The following is an 18,275-nucleotide window of genomic DNA, read 5'->3' as shown; positions in this document are numbered from 1 at the left end:
CAAAAATATCATATATAAATACTATCAAATTAAAGATATTGTGTCAAAATTAATGTAAAAAAAGAGAACCCTTTTAAAATAAAGGGTTCTCTATATTTATATGGGTTTTATTTTACAGTTTTAAATTATATGTAACTCAGAACGGAATTTCATCATCAAAACCATCCATTGGGGGTTCGGCCTGTGGTTTTGGTTGCTGTTGGGCCGGGCGGGATGATTGATAACTGTTGTTGGCGTTCGCTTGGTAGCTTGGCTGTGGGCTGCTTTGTGTCATATCCGGAGCGCCATATCCCCCTGCATTTGCGTTACGGCTACCTAGCATTTGCATGACATCGCCTTGAATTTCTGTGGTGTAGCGATCTTGTCCATTTTGATCTTGCCATTTGCGGGTACGCAGGCGGCCTTCTACATAAACTTGCGAGCCTTTGCGTAAATATTCGCCACAGATTTCGGCTTGACGGCGATAAAATACGATACGGTGCCATTCTGTGATTTCACGACGTTCGCCACTGTTACGATCAGTCCAACTTTCACTGGTTGCAACGCTGATATTGGCAACGGCATCCCCATTTGGCATGGTACGAACTTCAGGATCATTACCTAAATGACCTACAATAATTACCTTATTTACTCCTGCCATTGAAAAATCCTCATTTTTTATATTAAAAAAGTGCGGTTATTTTGCCTGAATTTTTACAAAAGATCTATAAGATTTAACTGGATATTTGCACAGATATTGAAATGTGCGATAATGCCCGCAATTTTGCAAAAATAATCACCAGTACGAATGATTTATGGAAAATATCGACATTCGTGGGGCAAGAACCCACAATCTTAAAAATATCAATTTAACCATTCCCCGCGATAAACTCATTGTTATCACCGGCCTTTCAGGCTCCGGCAAATCCTCATTAGCGTTTGACACCCTTTATGCTGAAGGGCAACGTCGTTATGTGGAATCCCTTTCCGCCTATGCCCGTCAGTTTCTTTCTTTGATGGAAAAACCGGATGTGGATTCCATTGAAGGTTTATCGCCTGCCATTTCTATCGAACAAAAATCCACCTCCCATAACCCTCGTTCTACGGTGGGGACGATCACGGAAATTTACGATTATCTCCGTCTTCTTTTTGCCCGAGTGGGAGAACCTCGCTGCCCAAATCACGATGTACCGCTAACAGCGCAAACCATCAGCCAAATGGTAGACAAAGTATTAAGTTTGCCTGAAGAATCGAAGATGATGTTGCTTGCACCGGTGGTGAAAAACCGTAAAGGAGAGCACGTTAAAATCTTAGAAAATATTGCCGCGCAAGGCTATATTCGTGCAAGGATTGATGGCGAGATTTGTGATTTGTCTGCTCCGCCAAAACTGGAATTACAGAAAAAACATACCATAGAAGTGGTGGTGGATCGTTTCAAAGTGCGGTCAGATTTGAGCTCTCGTTTAGCGGAATCCTTTGAAACCGCATTAGAGCTTTCCGGTGGTACGGCAATTGTAGCAGAAATGGATAATCCAAAAGCGGAAGAACTGGTTTTTTCGGCAAATTTTGCTTGTCCGCACTGTGGGTACTCTGTGCCGGAATTAGAACCTCGTTTGTTTTCGTTTAACAACCCCGCAGGCGCTTGTCCGACCTGTGATGGCTTGGGCGTTCAGCAATATTTCGATGAAGCACGCGTGGTACAAAATCCAAGCATTTCCCTTTCCGGTGGAGCGGTGAAAGGCTGGGATCGCCGTAATTTTTATTATCATCAAATGCTCACTTCCCTTGCAAAACATTATGATTTTGATGTGGATGCGCCTTATGAAAGCTTACCGAAAAGAATCCAACACATCATTATGCACGGTTCAGGTAAGGAAGAGATTGAATTTCAATATATGAATGATCGTGGTGATGTGGTTATTCGTAAACATCCTTTTGAAGGCATTTTGAATAATATGGCCCGCCGTTATAAAGAGACGGAGTCTATGTCGGTGCGTGAAGAATTAGCCAAAAACATCAGCAACCGTCCTTGTGCGGATTGTGGCGGTTCACGTCTACGCCCGGAAGCACGAAATGTGTATATTGGGCCGACTAATTTACCCATGATTTCAGAAAAAAGCATTGGTGAAACCCTCGAATTTTTCACCGCCCTTTCATTAACCGGGCAAAAGGCACAGATTGCTGAGAAAATTCTGAAAGAAATTCGAGAGCGTTTACAGTTCTTAGTTAATGTAGGGCTGAATTATCTTTCCCTTTCCCGCTCTGCCGAAACCCTTTCAGGCGGTGAGGCGCAACGAATTCGTCTAGCCAGCCAAATTGGGGCAGGTTTAGTGGGTGTGATGTATGTGTTAGATGAGCCGTCTATCGGGTTGCATCAGCGTGATAATGAACGGCTACTCAATACACTCATCCATTTACGCAATTTGGGTAACACCGTAATTGTGGTGGAACATGATGAAGATGCCATTCGTGCCGCCGATCATATCATTGATATCGGCCCGGGTGCTGGCGTGCACGGCGGACAAGTGATCGCCCAAGGCAATGCACAAGAAATTATGGAAAATACGAATTCTATCACCGGTAAATTCCTATCCGGTGTGGAACAAATTGAAATTCCAAAAAAACGAACCGCACTTGATAAGAAAAAATGGCTAAAACTAAAAGGTGCATCCGGGAATAATTTAAAAAATGTGAATTTAGATATTCCTGTCGGATTGTTCACTTGTATTACCGGCGTATCGGGTTCGGGCAAATCCACGTTGATTAATGACACCCTCTTCCCGCTTGCTCAAAATGCTTTGAACCGGGCCGACAAAACCGACTATGCCCCTTATAAATCCATTGAAGGGCTGGAGCATTTCGATAAAGTCATCGATATTAACCAAAGCCCAATTGGGCGTACGCCACGTTCAAACCCGGCGACCTATACTGGGTTATTCACCCCAATTCGTGAACTTTTTGCCGGCGTACCGGAAGCACGGGCTCGTGGCTATAACCCGGGGCGTTTTAGTTTTAACGTGCGTGGTGGACGCTGCGAGGCGTGCCAAGGCGATGGTGTCATTAAAGTGGAAATGCATTTTTTACCGGATGTGTATGTACCCTGCGATCAATGTAAAGGGAAACGTTATAACCGTGAAACCTTGGAAATCCGCTATAAAGGCAAAACTATCCATCAAGTCTTGGATATGACGGTGGAAGAGGCTCGAGCGTTTTTTGATGCCATTCCAATGATTGCCCGTAAACTGCAAACCCTCATGGATGTGGGGTTATCCTATATCCGTTTGGGGCAATCTTCTACCACCCTTTCCGGCGGGGAGGCGCAACGTGTTAAATTAGCAACCGAGCTTTCCAAACGGGATACCGGGAAAACCCTTTATATTTTAGATGAACCCACCACCGGTTTGCATTTTGCTGATATAAAACAATTGCTTGCCGTGCTTCACCGCCTAAGAGATCAAGGCAATACCATTGTGGTGATTGAGCATAATTTAGATGTCATCAAAACCGCCGATTGGATTGTGGATCTCGGCCCTGAAGGGGGAAGCGGAGGCGGACAAATTATCGCCACCGGCACCCCTGAAGAAGTGGTAAAAGTAGAGGGTTCTCACACGGCGAGATTTTTAAAACCCATCTTAGAAAAACGTTAAAAAAACTGACCGCACTTTCACGCCATACCCGCCGTATGGCGTGAATTTATCGACGCCTCCACCCTCACCAAATCGAGTAGCTTATCCCCTTTTTCTCACTAGAACAAAGTAGGTGATAAACCACATATTTATATTTCCTTTTTTAGCAAAAAACACCTCTCTTTATTCCAAAAGGAAATATCAATTAACCAAAAGTTCTTGGCATCTTCAGGCTGAATTCATTAAAAATATCCCTATCTTTTCTTTGTTTGACTTTAGGAGGACCAATGCTTTTAACCGGGTTATTTTGTGGAATTTTGCTTGGCTTTGTGATGCAACGTGGACGATTTTGTATCACGGGCGCATTCCGTGATCTCTATGTGACAAAAAGCAATAAAATGTTCGTTGCTTTGCTGATTGCCATCACTGTGCAATCCGTTGGTTTTTTCATTTTGAAAGAAGTGGGTTGGTTAAATATTGAACCGGCTAAAAACTTTGAATTTGTTGCCGTGATGGTCGGTTCTTTTCTGTTTGGCATCGGTATTATTTATGCCGGCGGTTGCGCTACAGGGACATGGTATCGTGCGGCAGAGGGTTTAATCGGGAGCTGGGTGGCATTGTTTATGTATATGCTGTTTAGTGCGATGATGCGTACAGGCCCTTTGGGCGAGTTCAATCAAACATTACGCAGTGTAAAAGTAGACGAACGCAATATTTATGAAAGTGTTGGGATATCCGCATGGTGGCTGGTGGCATTATTAACCCTTATCACCGGCTATTTGGTGTATAAACACTTGGCGAAACCACAAGCAAAAGTGGCAACACTCAAACCAAAGAAAACTGGCCTTGCCCATATTTTATTTGAAAAACGTTGGCATCCTTTTGTTTCTGCCACATTAATCGGTTTGATTGCCCTTGCGGCTTGGCCGTTAAGTGTGGCAACCGGACGAATTGGTGGGTTGGGCATCACTACGCCATCAGCCAATATCATGCAATTCTTAATTACCAACGAGGTCAAATTTATTAATTGGGGCGTATTCTTAGTATTAGGGATCTTTATCGGTTCATTTATCGCCGCAAAAGGGAGCAACGAATTTCGTCTTCGCCTACCGGATACGCAAACCATGATACGCAGCACATTTGGCGGTTCACTCATGGGAATCGGGGCAAGCCTAGCAGGCGGTTGCTCAATCGGCAATGCCCTTGTCGCTACCGCTTATTTTTCATGGCAAGGTTGGGTATCCCTTCCGTTAATGGTGCTGGGAACGTGGTTTGCCGCCTATTTCACCATTATCCGTCCACAACGATTAAAAGCGGTTACCGCTTAATTTGAGGAGAAAAACATGATTGTAAAATTACCAACACTGGGTTTAGTTTGCCCTTTTCCCCTAGTGGAAGCCAAAGCCGAAATGGCAAAACTGAATAAAGGCGATGGCCTTGAAATTGAATTCGATTGTACGCAAGCCACCGAAGCCATCCCAGCTTGGGCGGCGGAGGAAGGTTATGAAGTCACCAATTTTGAACAAATCGGTGACGCCAAATGGACAATCACTGTCCTGAAATAAGCAACCAAAGTGCGGTTAAAAAACAACAGGATTTTTAACCGCACTTGACATAAAAACTAAATTAACGAAACCGGCACTTTCACCACGAGCTTCTTAATTTTTTCCGCCTTTCCATTCACTAAACAGCAAGGTTTGTGCGGTTCGTAAGGATAGAATACGGCAAACATATTCGGCGTTAATGTGACTGTAAATTTATTTTCAATTTCTGCTGGGGTGAGCTGATAATCATCGGCTTCATTGTAATCTTCATAGCTTGCTAAATCCGGATAGGTTGCACCAACTTCAATGTTTTCCGTTCCCTGAATTAACACTTGTATGTCGAGATAGTCATGATGTAACTCTGCTTTTTTACTGCTTGGCTCTGCGGTTTCCGGCTCCATCACGTTCATATAAATTTGCTCATTAATCTCATGACGACCGACTTCTAAGGCATTGAGATCTAATGTATTGAGATAATCGCACACTTGTGCAATCACATTTGGTAAACCCACTTTAAAATTGGGGTTGGTTAGGCTGCTGATAATCATCTTCTCTCCTTATAAATGAATAAAAATTAACCCATCATAGCAAGTTGGCAAGATGAAATAAAGTTACCAATCGCATCAAAACCTCTGTATAATGTGCCAGTTTTATTTTCTGTATTAGCGTGCGGCTAACAAAAGAAATTTTTTTCGCAAAAGTGCGGTCAATTTTCTTAAAGATTTCTTTTGCTAGTCGCAATCTGGAAAATAAAACATTGTTTTTTACTATCAAAATCAAAGGAAAACATTGTGAATCCAATTGTTAAACAATTTAAATACGGTCAACACACCGTAACTTTAGAAACCGGTGCGATTGCACGTCAAGCCACCGCCGCCGTCATGGCAAGTATGGACGATACCAGCGTATTTGTTACCGTTGTGGCGAAAAAAGATGTGAAAGAAGGTCAAGACTTCTTCCCTTTAACAGTGAATTATCAAGAGCGTACTTACGCAGCCGGCCGTATTCCGGGTGGTTTCTTCAAACGTGAAGGCCGTCCGTCTGAAGGTGAAACCTTAATTGCCCGTTTAATTGACCGCCCTATCCGCCCATTATTCCCGGAAGGTTTCTTCAATGAAATCCAAGTGGTTGCTACCGTTGTGTCCGTCAATCCGCAAATCAGCCCGGATTTAGTGGCGATGATTGGTGCTTCTGCCGCATTATCCTTATCCGGCGTGCCATTTAACGGCCCTATCGGTGCCGCTCGTGTTGGCTTTATCAACAATCAATTCGTGTTAAATCCAACCATGGCGGAACAAAAACAAAGCCGTTTGGATCTTGTTGTGGCAGGAACGGATAAAGCCGTATTAATGGTGGAATCTGAAGCAGATATTTTAACTGAAGAACAAATGTTATCTGCGGTAGTATTCGGTCATCAGCAACAACAAGTGGTGATTGAAGCGATTAAAGAATTTACCGCAGAAGCCGGTAAACCACGTTGGGATTGGGTTGCACCTGAACCAAATACGGATTTAATCAATAAAGTAAAAGCCATTGCAGAAACCCGTTTGGGCGATGCTTACCGCATTACCGAAAAACAAACCCGCTATGCGCAAATTGATGCGATTAAAGCAGATGTGATCGCACAAATTACTGCAGAAGATGAAGAAATCAGTGAAGGGAAAATCGTTGATATTTTCACCGCACTTGAAAGCCAAATCGTTCGTGGCCGTATCCTCGCCGGTGAACCCCGTATTGATGGTCGTACCGTTGATACTGTGCGAGCTTTAGATATTTGCACCGGAGTGTTACCTCGCACCCATGGTTCGGCTATTTTCACCCGTGGCGAAACCCAAGCCTTAGCCGTTGCCACATTAGGTACTGAGCGTGATGCGCAAATTATCGATGAATTAACCGGTGAGCGTTCCGATCATTTCTTATTCCACTACAATTTCCCACCTTACTCTGTGGGTGAAACCGGTATGATAGGCTCACCAAAACGTCGTGAAATCGGTCACGGTCGTTTAGCAAAACGTGGTGTGGCAGCTGTCATGCCAACCCTTGCGGAATTCCCTTATGTGGTGCGTGTGGTATCTGAAATTACTGAATCCAACGGTTCTTCATCTATGGCATCAGTATGTGGTGCGTCATTAGCATTAATGGATGCCGGTGTACCTATTAAAGCTGCGGTTGCAGGTATCGCAATGGGGCTAGTGAAAGAAGAAGAAAAATTCGTGGTACTTTCCGACATTCTGGGTGATGAAGATCACCTTGGTGATATGGACTTTAAAGTGGCGGGAACCCGTGAAGGTGTTACGGCACTTCAAATGGATATCAAAATTGAAGGGATCACACCGGAAATTATGCAAATTGCATTAAATCAAGCGAAAAGCGCACGTTTGCATATTCTCGGCGTCATGGAACAAGCCATTCCGGCACCTCGTGCAGAGATTTCTGACTATGCCCCTCGTATCCATACGATGAAAATCGATCCGAAGAAAATCAAAGATGTGATTGGTAAAGGTGGGGCAACTATTCGTTCCTTAACCGAAGAAACCGGCACATCAATTGATATTGATGACGATGGTACGGTGAAAATTGCAGCTGTCGATAACAATGCCGCGAAAAATGTGATGGCTCGCATTGAAGAAATCGTTGCAGAAGTGGAAGCCGGTGCGATTTATAAAGGTAAAGTAACCCGCTTAGCCGATTTCGGCGCTTTCGTTGCTATCGTGGGCAATAAAGAAGGTTTAGTTCACATTTCACAAATCGCTGAAGAACGTGTTGAGAAAGTGAGCGATTACCTTCAACTCGGTCAAGAAGTCAATGTGAAAGTGGTGGAAATTGATCGCCAAGGTCGTATTCGTCTTACCATGAAAGATCTTGCACCGAAACAAGAGGCGGAAATCCCTCAACAATCCCCTGCTGATGAGCAAGAATAATCTCAGCAGGATTAAGCAAAACTTGGTGGTACGCCATCAAGTTTTGTTGTTTTTAACCTGTTACACAAAAGAGAGCAAATGCAGTATTTTCGGTTATCTCACCGTTATCTCACCTATTTATTTGGGTTATGTACGATATTGTTGCTTGCCGGCTGTATCCAATCCAGCGGGACTTTTGTGTCTAAAAATCGGGTAGTACTGGCTGAACAAAATCCGAATGTTCACTTTGAACAAGAGGTGATGATTGTACGCCTTAGCCAAGTATTGCTTGTCGGAAAAATGAGTAACGAAGAACGTGCCTCCTTACATTTTGAACGGGGTGTGCTATATGACGCTCTCGGTTTATGGGGGCTTGCGCGTTATGATTTTATCCAAGCCCTGGCATTGCAGCCTAAAATGGCTTCCGTGTATAACTATCTAGGGCTTTACTTATTGCTTGAGGAAGATTATGACGGTGCATTGGAAACCTTCAATGCCGTGTTTGAATTAGATCCAAGCTATGACTACACCCACCTTAACCGTGGTTTAAATTTTTATTATGTAGGGCGCTATAATCTTGCCGAACAAGATTTCTTACAGTTCTACCAAGCCGATACAAAAGATCCTTACCGTGTCTTATGGCTGTATTTGAACGAACAAAAATTAAAACCACAAGAGGCCCACAAAAACCTTGTTGAACGAGCAAAAGGGCTATCGGAGGACTTCTGGGGTACATCTATCGTTCAATATTACTTAGGACACATTTCCGTAGAAGAATTACAACAGCGTGCCGGTGAGTTTGCCCAAAACACGCAACAATATGCTGAAATTCTCACGGAAACTTATTTTTATCTAGCAAAACAAAAACTCAATGTAGGGCTGGTTGATGAAGCCGCGGCTTTATTTAAACTGGCAATGGCAAATCAGGTTTATAACTTTGTTGAGTATCGTTTTGCCTCCTTTGAGCTGATGAAACTCAAACCGGCTCAAACGGAAGAGGAAAAAGACGGAAAAAGTGCGGTCATAAAACCCTGATGTTTTAACTCGCACTTTCATCGCCATCTCTCATGCTTTCTTTGCAAGTGGTTGGAGAAAATAAGAGGACAAAAAGATGTTCTCCTCTTGCACTTCAATAGGCTTTAATATGCCCTGCAAAATGGATGAGAAAGATACCACAAACAAACCTGAAAGCCCTTTGAGCTTTCCTTTTTATATTCGAGTATTTTAATGACTGACAAAATCACCTTTAATGACTTAGGCTTACCTGACTTTATCTTAAAATCGGTTTCAGACTTAGGTTTTGAAACCCCTTCTCCCATTCAACAAACCTGTATCCCCCATTTACTAAAGGGTCACGATGTATTAGGAATGGCACAAACCGGGAGTGGGAAAACCGCCGCTTTTGCTTTACCCCTATTGGCTCAAATTGATGCTGGGGCTAAATATCCACAAATGTTAGTAATGGCGCCCACCCGAGAGCTTGCGATCCAAGTGGCAGAGGCTTGCGAACAATTCGTCAAATATGCACAAGGCATACGCATTGTGACCCTTTATGGTGGACAACGCTATGACATTCAACTTCGTGCGCTAAAACAAGGGGCGCAAGTGGTGGTCGGCACACCGGGGCGTATTCTTGATCATATTCGCCGAGAGACGTTAGATTTATCCGAGCTTCGTTTCATTGTGTTAGATGAAGCGGACGAAATGTTGCGTATGGGCTTTATTGACGATGTAGAAACCGTTATGGCGGAACTTCCGGAACAACACCAAACCGCCCTCTTCTCTGCCACAATGCCGGAGCCGATTCGCCGGATTACCAAACGCTTTATGAATAACCCTCAAGAGGTGAAAATTAAAGTCAATAACGAAAATGCACCTGATATTGAGCAAAGCTGTTGGTATGTCCACGGTGTGCGTAAAAATGAAGCACTACTTCGCTTTCTTGAAGTGGAAGAATTTGATGCGGCAATTATTTTTGCCCGCACCAAAACCGGTACGCTAGATATTACCGAACTGTTAGAAAAAAACGGCTTTCGTTCTGCTGCACTGAATGGCGATATGACCCAACAACTCCGTGAGCAAACCCTCGATCGCTTACGTAACGGCAGCCTTGATATTGTGGTAGCTACCGATGTTGCCGCACGGGGGATTGATATTGAGCGTATCAGCCTCGTGGTGAATTATGATATTCCGCTTGATGCCGAATCTTATATTCACCGCATCGGCCGTACCGGTCGTGCCGGTCGTTCCGGTCGTGCATTACTTTTCGTTGAGCCCCGTGAACGCCGTTTGCTACGCAATATTGAGCATTTGATGAAAAAACCGATTAATGAAGTGGAATTACCAAATCATTTGGTTTTGCAAGATTGTCGCCGTAAAAAATTCGTTGCCAAAATTACCAAACAGCTTGAACATCATGATTTAGAACAATATCGTAGCTTATTGGAAGATTTATTCACCGCCGATCAAGCACAAGAAGATATTGCCGCTGCCATGTTAATGTTGCTCCAAGGCAAACAAAAACTCATTCTGCCACCGGATCCGCCAATGGAAAAACGCCGTCGCGAACGCAATGAACGCCGTGAAAACCCACGTTCTGTAGAACGCCGTGGCGAACGAAAAGGCTATGGCAATCCACAGCCGATGGATTTATACCGTATCGAAGTGGGCAGAATGGATGGGGTTGAGGTTCGCCACATTGTGGGAGCGATTGCCAACGAGGGCGATATTAATAGCCGTTATATCGGCCATATTAAACTTTATGATGATTATTCTACTGTGGAATTACCACAAGGTATGCCAAAAGAATTGCTTCAACAATTCGGTAAAACCCGTGTGTTAAACAAACAAATGAGAATGTCATTCCTCGGTGCAGTAAAATCTGAACACGCACATGACCGTGATGATTTTGCCGGAAAACGAAAAGGCCGAGGCAAGGACAACGCTGACAGTCGTGGTCGTAAATTTAATGAAAAAAACAACCGCACTTTTAGCGAGAAACCTCGGAGAGGTCGCCGTAGTTAATCACTCTTAGCGGGGAGAGATAGAAAATATCCTCCCCTTTGCCACGAAGAATTCGTTTCAAACTTGTAAATAAGGAAAACGTATTTGAAAGGTCTATTTTTACGCATCATCGCTGCTTTTGCTCTCCTTTTATGGGCAATTGACATGGTTTTCCCTTGGCAGAAAATCAGGCTATCGGAGGAAAATCATTATGCCGTGGTTCAATCACGCGGTAAGCTCATTGTCGGCACGATTAATAACCCGATTTATTATTTTATTGATGCGAAAGGGGAATCGGGCCTGGAATATGAGTTAACCAAACACTTTGCCGATTATTTAGGCGTACCACTTGAAATCAAAACCCTTGAGAATACCGATGCCCTTTTCGATGCCCTTGAAAACAACCAAATTGATTTAGCCGCCGCTAACTTACTTTTCCATCCTAAACGGGCAGAGCAATTCCAAATTGGCCCTGCTTATACTTCCGCTTCTTGGCAAGTAGTCTATAAAAAAGGGGGAAATAGACCCAAAGATTTAAGTGCGCTACAACAGGAAATTGTCACGGCAGGCGGTCAAGAATTAGAAGAACTCCTCAGCCAATTTCAGCAAAAATTTCCTCAATTAAAATGGAAAAACAGTAAACAATTCACACAAGAAGAATTACTCATACAGGTGGCTGAAGGCAAAATTCCTTACACTATCGCCAATTCTATCGATGTCGCCACGGCACAGCAAATTCGTCCTGATATTGCCATCGCTTTTGATTTAACTGATGAGGCCAGCGTGCATTGGTATCTTGCTAATAATTCTTATAATGAATTACAAGCAAGCCTGTTGGATTTTATGAATAATGCTTTAGATACAGGCTTAATAGATCGTATTGAGGAAAAATATTTTCGCCATATTGCACAATTTGATTATGTAGATAGCCGAGCTTACTTAGCGGCGATTGAGAAAATTCTCCCTCAATATCAACCGCTCTTTGAAAAATATAAAGGGGAACTGGATTGGCGGTTACTGGCTGCGGTAGCCTATCAAGAATCCCATTGGAACCCTGATGCGACCTCACCTACCGGCGTGAGAGGGATGATGATGCTCACCAAAGATACCGCAGAAAGAATGAAAATCACCAATAGAACTGATCCTGAACAAAGTATCAAAGCCGGTTCAGATTATTTACATTGGCTGGTATCACAAATGCCTGACAGCATCGCCCAAGAGGATCGCATTTGGTATGCCCTTGCCGCTTATAATATGGGGTTGGGTCACCTTGTGGATGTTCGCCGTTTAACCAAAAAATTAGGTGGCAATCCGGATAATTGGCTTGATGTAAAAAATAACTTACCGCTGTTAGCCGAAAAGCGTCATTATAATAATCTGAAATACGGCTACGCCCGAGGTTATGAAGCTTATCAATATGTGGAAAATATCCGCCGCTATATGAATAATATCGTAAATTATCACCGTGTGCAGAACAATCAAAATAACAATGAGTTGGAAAATGCAATAAATCATAAAGAAGAGCAGTAAGGAGAAAAGAGAGATGTTAAAACGTAAAACCTTTTTGAAAAAAGTCAAATCACGGGATAGTTCAGTATCTCGAAATTCCCGTATAAGACGGTTAAAACATCGTAAACAAAAACAATTTGAACGGCATGCGATGCAATTCGTTTTACAAGAATTTTGTTGCTAACGAAAAACCCCGATATCACTATCGGGGTTTTAGTTTTTACTGATTAGTCGCCGTCGGCACCTTTAATTCCGGTTCTTCCGGTTTCTCCACTTTCGTCAAGGCTTTGTCTTTGTTCGCATCAATCACTTGCTGGGTCTGATTAGCGAGGGTTTCTAAGCCCATTTTTTGATAAGCATCACGCATTAAGAATAACCCTTCATAAGTGGCTGGGGTATCAGGGTATAACTGCAACATCCCCACAACACGATTTGCCACTGCCACATCGGCATTACGTTTTGCATAAAACTTCGCAATTTCTAACTCATGGCGAGCTAAAGAATCTTTAATATACGCCATACGGGCTAGGGCATCTTGAGAATAAGGACTATTCGGGAAAGCACGAACTAAACTCTGGAAGTTAGCAAATGCGGTTTTTAATGAAGTTGTTTCTCTTGTGGCACGATCAATACCAAAGAAATCTTGGATCGCATTGTCGGCAGTTGCCGCATTGGTTAACCCTGCCATATAAACCGCATAATCACGATGTTGGCTTTGTGGAAACTGATTTAAGAAACTGTCCACCGTGACTAATACTCCGGTATAATCCTGCGACTTATAGTTTGCATAAATTAAATCCAGCATAGCCTGCTCTTGATAAATACTGCCCGGGAAACGTTCCGTTGTGGCGTTTAAATAGCGAATTGCCTCAGAATATCCCCCTTCCTGCAAAGCCGTCGCGCCCTTATTATAAAGCGTATCAACCGATGCCTCTTCAACCTCTTTATTACCACTTGAACAACCCACCACAGCAAAGGCGGTCATTGCAATCAATGCCAATGATTTTATTTTACGCATTATTTTTTCCTTAATTTTTACGAAAGCCAATAAATCAGATACAATTGGCGGCTATTGTATAGAACATTGCTAAATAAGCCAACTTTTAAAACGATTGAGACCCATTTTTATGCCACAAATCACCCTTTCTGCCGAGGTTCAACCGGAACAAATAGGACAGCGATTAGACCAAACCCTCGCCGAATTGTTCCCCGACTATTCCCGTTCACGCCTAAAAACCTGGATTGAAGCGGATCTCGTTAAAATAAATCAGCGTATTGCCAATATTCCCCGTGAAAAAGTGCTTGGTGGTGAGCATATCGAAATTACGGTCGATGTTGAAGATGAAAACCGTTTTGAGCCGGAAAATATCCCTCTCAATATCGTGTATGAAGATGATGATATTATGGTGATTAATAAACCCAAAGATCTTGTCGTTCACCCCGGGGCTGGTAATCCAAGCGGTACGGTATTAAACGCATTGCTGCATTATTACCCGCCCATTGCCGAAGTACCACGGGCAGGTATTGTGCATCGATTAGATAAAGATACGACAGGTTTAATGGTGATCGCCAAAACCATCCCGGCACAAACGAAATTAGTACGGGATTTACAAAAGCGTAAAATCACCCGGGAATATGAAGCTGTTGCATCAGGCATTATGACCAAAGGGGGAACCGTGGATCAGCCCATGGCACGCCACGCCACGAAACGCACGTTAATGGCAGTTCACCCCATGGGAAAACCTGCGGTCACCCACTACCGTATTATGGAAAACTTCCGCAATTACACCCGACTACGCTTACGTTTAGAAACAGGGAGAACCCACCAAATCCGTGTTCATATGGCGCATATTGCTCACCCTTTATTAGGCGATCAAACTTACGGAGGCCGCCCTCGCCCACCGAAAAACGCCAGTGAACCCTTTATGGAAGTCTTGCGTAATTTCAAACGCCAAGCTTTACACGCAGTGATGTTACGTTTAGCGCATCCTATCAGCGGTGAAATGATGGAATGGTATGCCCCTCTGCCCGATGATTTTGTTGAATTAATTAACGCATTAAAAGCAGACTATATCGAACATAAAGAAGAATTGGACTATTAATATGCAAGCAATTTTTCCCACATGGCAAGTTCCCACTCATATTCATGCGTTTACGACTACTCGAACAGGTGGGGTAAGCCAAACGCCATTTGACAGTTTTAACTTAGGTGATCATGTTGGTGATGAAAAAAGTGCGGTCAAAACCAACCGCACTTTATTAGTAGAAAAATTCCATTTACCCCATTCTCCTTTATTTCTCAATCAAACCCACAGCACAAAGGTGATCACGTTGCCCTATTCAGGTGACAATATTGAAGCTGATGCGGTTTATACCAATCAACCTCACCAAGTTTGCGCCGTGATGACGGCCGATTGTTTGCCCGTGCTTTTTACCAATAAACAAGGCAACGAAGTAGCCGCCGCCCATGCCGGTTGGCGGGGATTATGTGATGGGATTTTGGAAGAAACGGTGAAATGTTTTCATACCGAGCCACAAAATATTATCGCTTGGCTTGGCCCTGCCATTGGCCCTAAGGCATTCCAAGTGGGAAAAGAAGTCATTGAGCAATTTATGCAATATGATCCTCAAGCAGAAAAGGCTTTCCAGCCTGATCCGGCTCAAAAAGGAAAATACCTCGGTAATCTTTACCAAATTGCCATACAACGCCTAAACAAACTGGGTATTACCCATATTTTGGGCGGAGAACACTGTACTTTTTATGAAAAAGCGCTGTTTTTTTCTTATCGGCGAGAAGGAAAAACAGGAAGAATGGCGAGTGTCATTTGGTTTGAATAATGGCCTATTCAAAAACAGGGAGGGGATAATATTCCCCTCCCTGTTTTCATTGATAATGTTTCGAATTAAGCTGATTTTTTCCCTAAGAATAAGGATAACCCTAACGCAATAAAAGCCGGTATCAGCCACCCCATCCCTTCTGCATAAAGAGGTAAATAATTGAGCATATTCTCAACACCTTGAGGCAATAAATCTATATTCTTTAAACTGTCACAAGCACTAAAACTCACTGTAATCAATAACGTAAAATAATAGCTCAATTTAATATTCGGGAGTTTATGGCGAATAATCTGTAAAAAAACTAACATAATAGCCACAGGATAGATCAATAATAACGCAGGAATTGTCACACGAAGCAATTCCGTTAGGCCCGTTTGAGCAATGGTTGTCGTTAACACCGTGAAAATAAACACCCAAAATGAATAAGACAAACGCACATGAAATTTCGAAAAGTAATCAGCACAGGCACTGGTTACGCCCACGAGGGTTGTCATATTGGCTAAAAGAATGATACCCGACATAATCCAAGTTCCGGCCGTACCAAATAACGCATTGACATAACGAGAGAATATTTGCCCGCCATTGGTTGCACCTTCAGCCACTTGAGCACTCGTTGCCCCTAAATAAAACAGGGAAAAATAGAGAGCAGCCAGTAAAAATACGGAAATAAACCCTGCAGAAATCGTATATTTCATCACATCTTGCGTAGAAGAAACGTTTCGTACCGCTAAAGCACGAGCCACAATGCCGCCAAAGGCAATGGCTGCCAGCACATCCATCGTTTGATAGCCGCTAATCAGCCCTGAGGTCATTGCAGAATTTGTCGCATAAGCTTTGCTTGGCTCCACAATATCAGAAAGCGGTGAAAGGATAACATTGACAGCAACCACAACCAGCAACACCAGTAATGCCGGTGTCATGAATTTTCCCACCGTCGAAATAATCGTATTAGGGCGAAGCATGAAAAGCATGCCTACCAAATTAAAAATAAGCGAAAAAATAAGATGTGTATGGGAATTGTCCTCTGTAATGCTCAATGGTACCCATGCCATTTCATAAGCCACATTGGTGACACGCGGCATCGCAAATAAAGAACCGATGACTAAATATAATGTAGCTAAAAAAATCACCTCAGCCCATTTCGGTAAATCACGCGTTAAGACTTCACCTCGCCCCACAACCGAAACCACAACCAAGGTGATAAAAGGCATGAATACCCCGGTTAAAACGAAACCGAAAGAGGCGGTAGCCCATTGAGTGCCGGCGGTAAACCCTTCCATTGGTGGAAAAATAATATTTCCCGCCCCTAAAAAGAGCGCAAAAATCATCATTCCTAAAACAACAATATCTTTACGACTAAACATAATTTTCTCAATTGATTAAAAAAAGCTCATTTTACTATAAACTCAAAGAGAACCCTAACCCTCAAAACTTAAAAATGTGAACTCCGTCACGCCATTCTTATTTCTTCAAAAATATCGTCAAAAACGACCGCACTTTTACTGCGATTTTCCCCTCAAGAAATAAAAATATGGTAGTATCTCGGTTTCAGTGATTTTTTTATTACATTTATTTTAATTTTTTGGGGAAATTTTAGTGTTACAGCTGATACAACGATTTTTGAAACTTGAATCTGCCGGCGGCATTTTACTGCTCTGTGCGGCATTCATTGCCATTTTATTTGCTAACTCACCATTAAATAACGCTTATCATGATTTCTTAAATCTTCCGGTAAGCATCCAAATAGGGGTATTTTCCATTGATAAAACTCTTATTCACTGGATTAATGATGGTTTTATGGCGGTCTTTTTTGTTTTAGTGGGGCTAGAGGTCAAACGTGAATTATTAGAGGGTTCACTTTCCAGCTATCAACAAGCGATTTTCCCTGCTTTTGCTGCAATAGGCGGAATGGTTATTCCCGCATTAGTCTATGTCTTTATTGCCCGTCAGGATCCATCGCTTGCCAATGGCTGGGCCATTCCAATGGCTACGGACATTGCCTTTGCTCTCGGCATTATGGCGCTTTTAAGCAAACAGGTTCCGCTCGCGTTAAAAATCTTTTTGTTAGCACTCGCCATCATTGACGACCTAGGTGCCATTGTGGTGATTGCGTTATTCTTCTCCCAAGGATTAAGTATTCAAGCCCTGACCTTTGCTGCGATTGCCATCATTTTACTTATCGCCTTAAATCGCTTTAAGGTCACCGCACTTTGTGCGTATATGGTGGTAGGTACAATATTATGGGCTTCAGTATTAAAATCCGGCGTACATGCCACCCTAGCCGGAGTGATTATCGGTTTCTGTATTCCATTGAAAGGAAAAAATGGTGAAACACCATTAGAAGATTTTGAGCATTTACTTGCCCCTTGGACCTCATTCCTCATTTTGCCTTTATTTGCCTTTGCTAATGCAGGAGTGAGCTTTGAGGGATTGGATTTCTCTATGATAACTTCACCATTATTACTTGCTATCGCCTTAGGGCTGATTATTGGAAAACCGATCGGCGTATTTGGTTTCAGTTATCTTTCCGTGAAGTTAGGTATCGCTAAACTGCCTGAAGGCATTAATTTTAAACAGATTTTTGCCGTAGCTATCCTATGTGGTATCGGTTTTACTATGTCGATGTTCCTTGCAAGTCTTGCTTTTGATGCCGATGCGGGTGAAAGTATTAGTACATTATCTCGTTTAGGTATTTTGATCGGATCAACCATTTCAGCTATTGTCGGTTATATTTGTTTAAAACAAACGACAAAGCCCTAGTTTTAACATGAAAACATAGAGATATTCACTCAACTAAAAATCCCTATTGAGATTTTACTCAATAGGGATTTTATTTTATGAAGATAGGCTCAGAATTGGCTTAATGGACAAAAGTG

14 protein-coding genes are annotated in these 18,275 nt (G+C 42.8%); 10 read left to right on the top strand and 4 right to left on the bottom strand.

All coding sequences use genetic code 11. The annotated features are described in order from the left end of the window. Positions 1-136 precede the first annotated feature (136 nt). Positions 137-640, bottom strand: coding sequence for a single-stranded DNA-binding protein (locus BKK48_RS01775; RefSeq protein ID WP_077426514.1), 504 nt, complete (start codon positions 638-640; stop codon positions 137-139). A 154-nt stretch (positions 641-794) separates the two neighbouring features. On the opposite strand from BKK48_RS01775, the gene uvrA reads away from it, so the two are divergent. From uvrA to BKK48_RS10010, 3 genes are all read left to right on the top strand, one after another. Next, positions 795-3,626, top strand: coding sequence for an excinuclease ABC subunit UvrA (uvrA, locus tag BKK48_RS01770; protein WP_077426513.1), 2,832 nt, complete (start codon positions 795-797; stop codon positions 3,624-3,626). 266 nt (positions 3,627-3,892) lie between these two features. Beyond that, entirely contained in the window at positions 3,893-4,933 is a 1,041-nt protein-coding gene (locus BKK48_RS01765) for a YeeE/YedE family protein (protein WP_077426512.1), read from the top strand. Between the two features lie 15 nt (positions 4,934-4,948). Next, entirely contained in the window at positions 4,949-5,170 is a 222-nt protein-coding gene (locus BKK48_RS10010; protein WP_077414580.1) for a sulfurtransferase TusA family protein, read from the top strand. A 56-nt stretch (positions 5,171-5,226) separates the two neighbouring features. Here BKK48_RS10010 and nanQ read toward each other — a convergent pair whose 3' ends face one another. Beyond that, entirely contained in the window at positions 5,227-5,697 is a 471-nt protein-coding gene (gene nanQ, locus BKK48_RS01755) for an N-acetylneuraminate anomerase (RefSeq protein ID WP_077426511.1), read from the bottom strand. Positions 5,698-5,940: 243 nt separating this feature from the next. Between nanQ and pnp the strand changes: the two genes are divergently transcribed. The 4 genes from pnp to mltF all read left to right on the top strand — a co-directional run bounded on the left by pnp (position 5,941) and on the right by mltF (position 12,582). Further along, the gene (pnp, locus tag BKK48_RS01750; protein WP_077426510.1) at positions 5,941-8,070 is read left to right on the top strand and encodes a polyribonucleotide nucleotidyltransferase; all 2,130 of its coding nucleotides are present in this window, start codon (positions 5,941-5,943) and stop codon (positions 8,068-8,070) included. Positions 8,071-8,148: 78 nt separating this feature from the next. Continuing rightward, the gene (nlpI, locus tag BKK48_RS01745) at positions 8,149-9,084 is read left to right on the top strand and encodes a lipoprotein NlpI (protein ID WP_077426509.1); all 936 of its coding nucleotides are present in this window, start codon (positions 8,149-8,151) and stop codon (positions 9,082-9,084) included. A 192-nt stretch (positions 9,085-9,276) separates the two neighbouring features. Then, complete coding sequence (locus BKK48_RS01740; protein WP_077426508.1) at positions 9,277-11,073, top strand: DEAD/DEAH box helicase; 1,797 nt, start codon at positions 9,277-9,279, stop codon at positions 11,071-11,073. A gap of 84 nt (positions 11,074-11,157) precedes the next feature. Continuing rightward, a complete protein-coding gene (gene mltF / locus BKK48_RS01735) occupies positions 11,158-12,582 on the top strand; it encodes a membrane-bound lytic murein transglycosylase MltF (RefSeq protein ID WP_077426507.1) in 1,425 nt (474 codons plus the stop codon). Between the two features lie 199 nt (positions 12,583-12,781). Here mltF and BKK48_RS01730 read toward each other — a convergent pair whose 3' ends face one another. Beyond that, complete coding sequence (locus BKK48_RS01730) at positions 12,782-13,579, bottom strand: outer membrane protein assembly factor BamD (protein WP_077426506.1); 798 nt, start codon at positions 13,577-13,579, stop codon at positions 12,782-12,784. Positions 13,580-13,688: 109 nt separating this feature from the next. On the opposite strand from BKK48_RS01730, the gene rluD reads away from it, so the two are divergent. Continuing rightward, positions 13,689-14,663, top strand: a complete 975-nt coding sequence (rluD, locus tag BKK48_RS01725; RefSeq protein WP_077426505.1) for a 23S rRNA pseudouridine(1911/1915/1917) synthase RluD — start codon at positions 13,689-13,691, stop codon at positions 14,661-14,663. Position 14,664: 1 nt separating this feature from the next. Next, positions 14,665-15,399 (top strand): peptidoglycan editing factor PgeF, encoded by a 735-nt coding sequence (pgeF, locus tag BKK48_RS01720; protein ID WP_077426504.1) that lies wholly within the window; start codon positions 14,665-14,667, stop codon positions 15,397-15,399. Between the two features lie 65 nt (positions 15,400-15,464). On the opposite strand, the gene brnQ is transcribed toward pgeF, so the two are convergent. Further along, the gene (gene brnQ, locus BKK48_RS01715; RefSeq protein WP_077426503.1) at positions 15,465-16,763 is read right to left on the bottom strand and encodes a branched-chain amino acid transport system II carrier protein; all 1,299 of its coding nucleotides are present in this window, start codon (positions 16,761-16,763) and stop codon (positions 15,465-15,467) included. A 232-nt stretch (positions 16,764-16,995) separates the two neighbouring features. On the opposite strand from brnQ, the gene nhaA reads away from it, so the two are divergent. Then, positions 16,996-18,159, top strand: a complete 1,164-nt coding sequence (gene nhaA / locus BKK48_RS01710; RefSeq protein WP_077426502.1) for a Na+/H+ antiporter NhaA — start codon at positions 16,996-16,998, stop codon at positions 18,157-18,159. Positions 18,160-18,275: the final 116 nt, after the last annotated feature.

Origin of the sequence: Rodentibacter heidelbergensis (genome assembly GCF_002000125.1) — a bacterium.
GTDB lineage: Bacteria > Pseudomonadota > Gammaproteobacteria > Enterobacterales > Pasteurellaceae > Rodentibacter > Rodentibacter heidelbergensis.
Note: the sequence above shows the minus strand (reverse complement) of the source record. Positions and strands in the feature narration are given on the sequence as shown.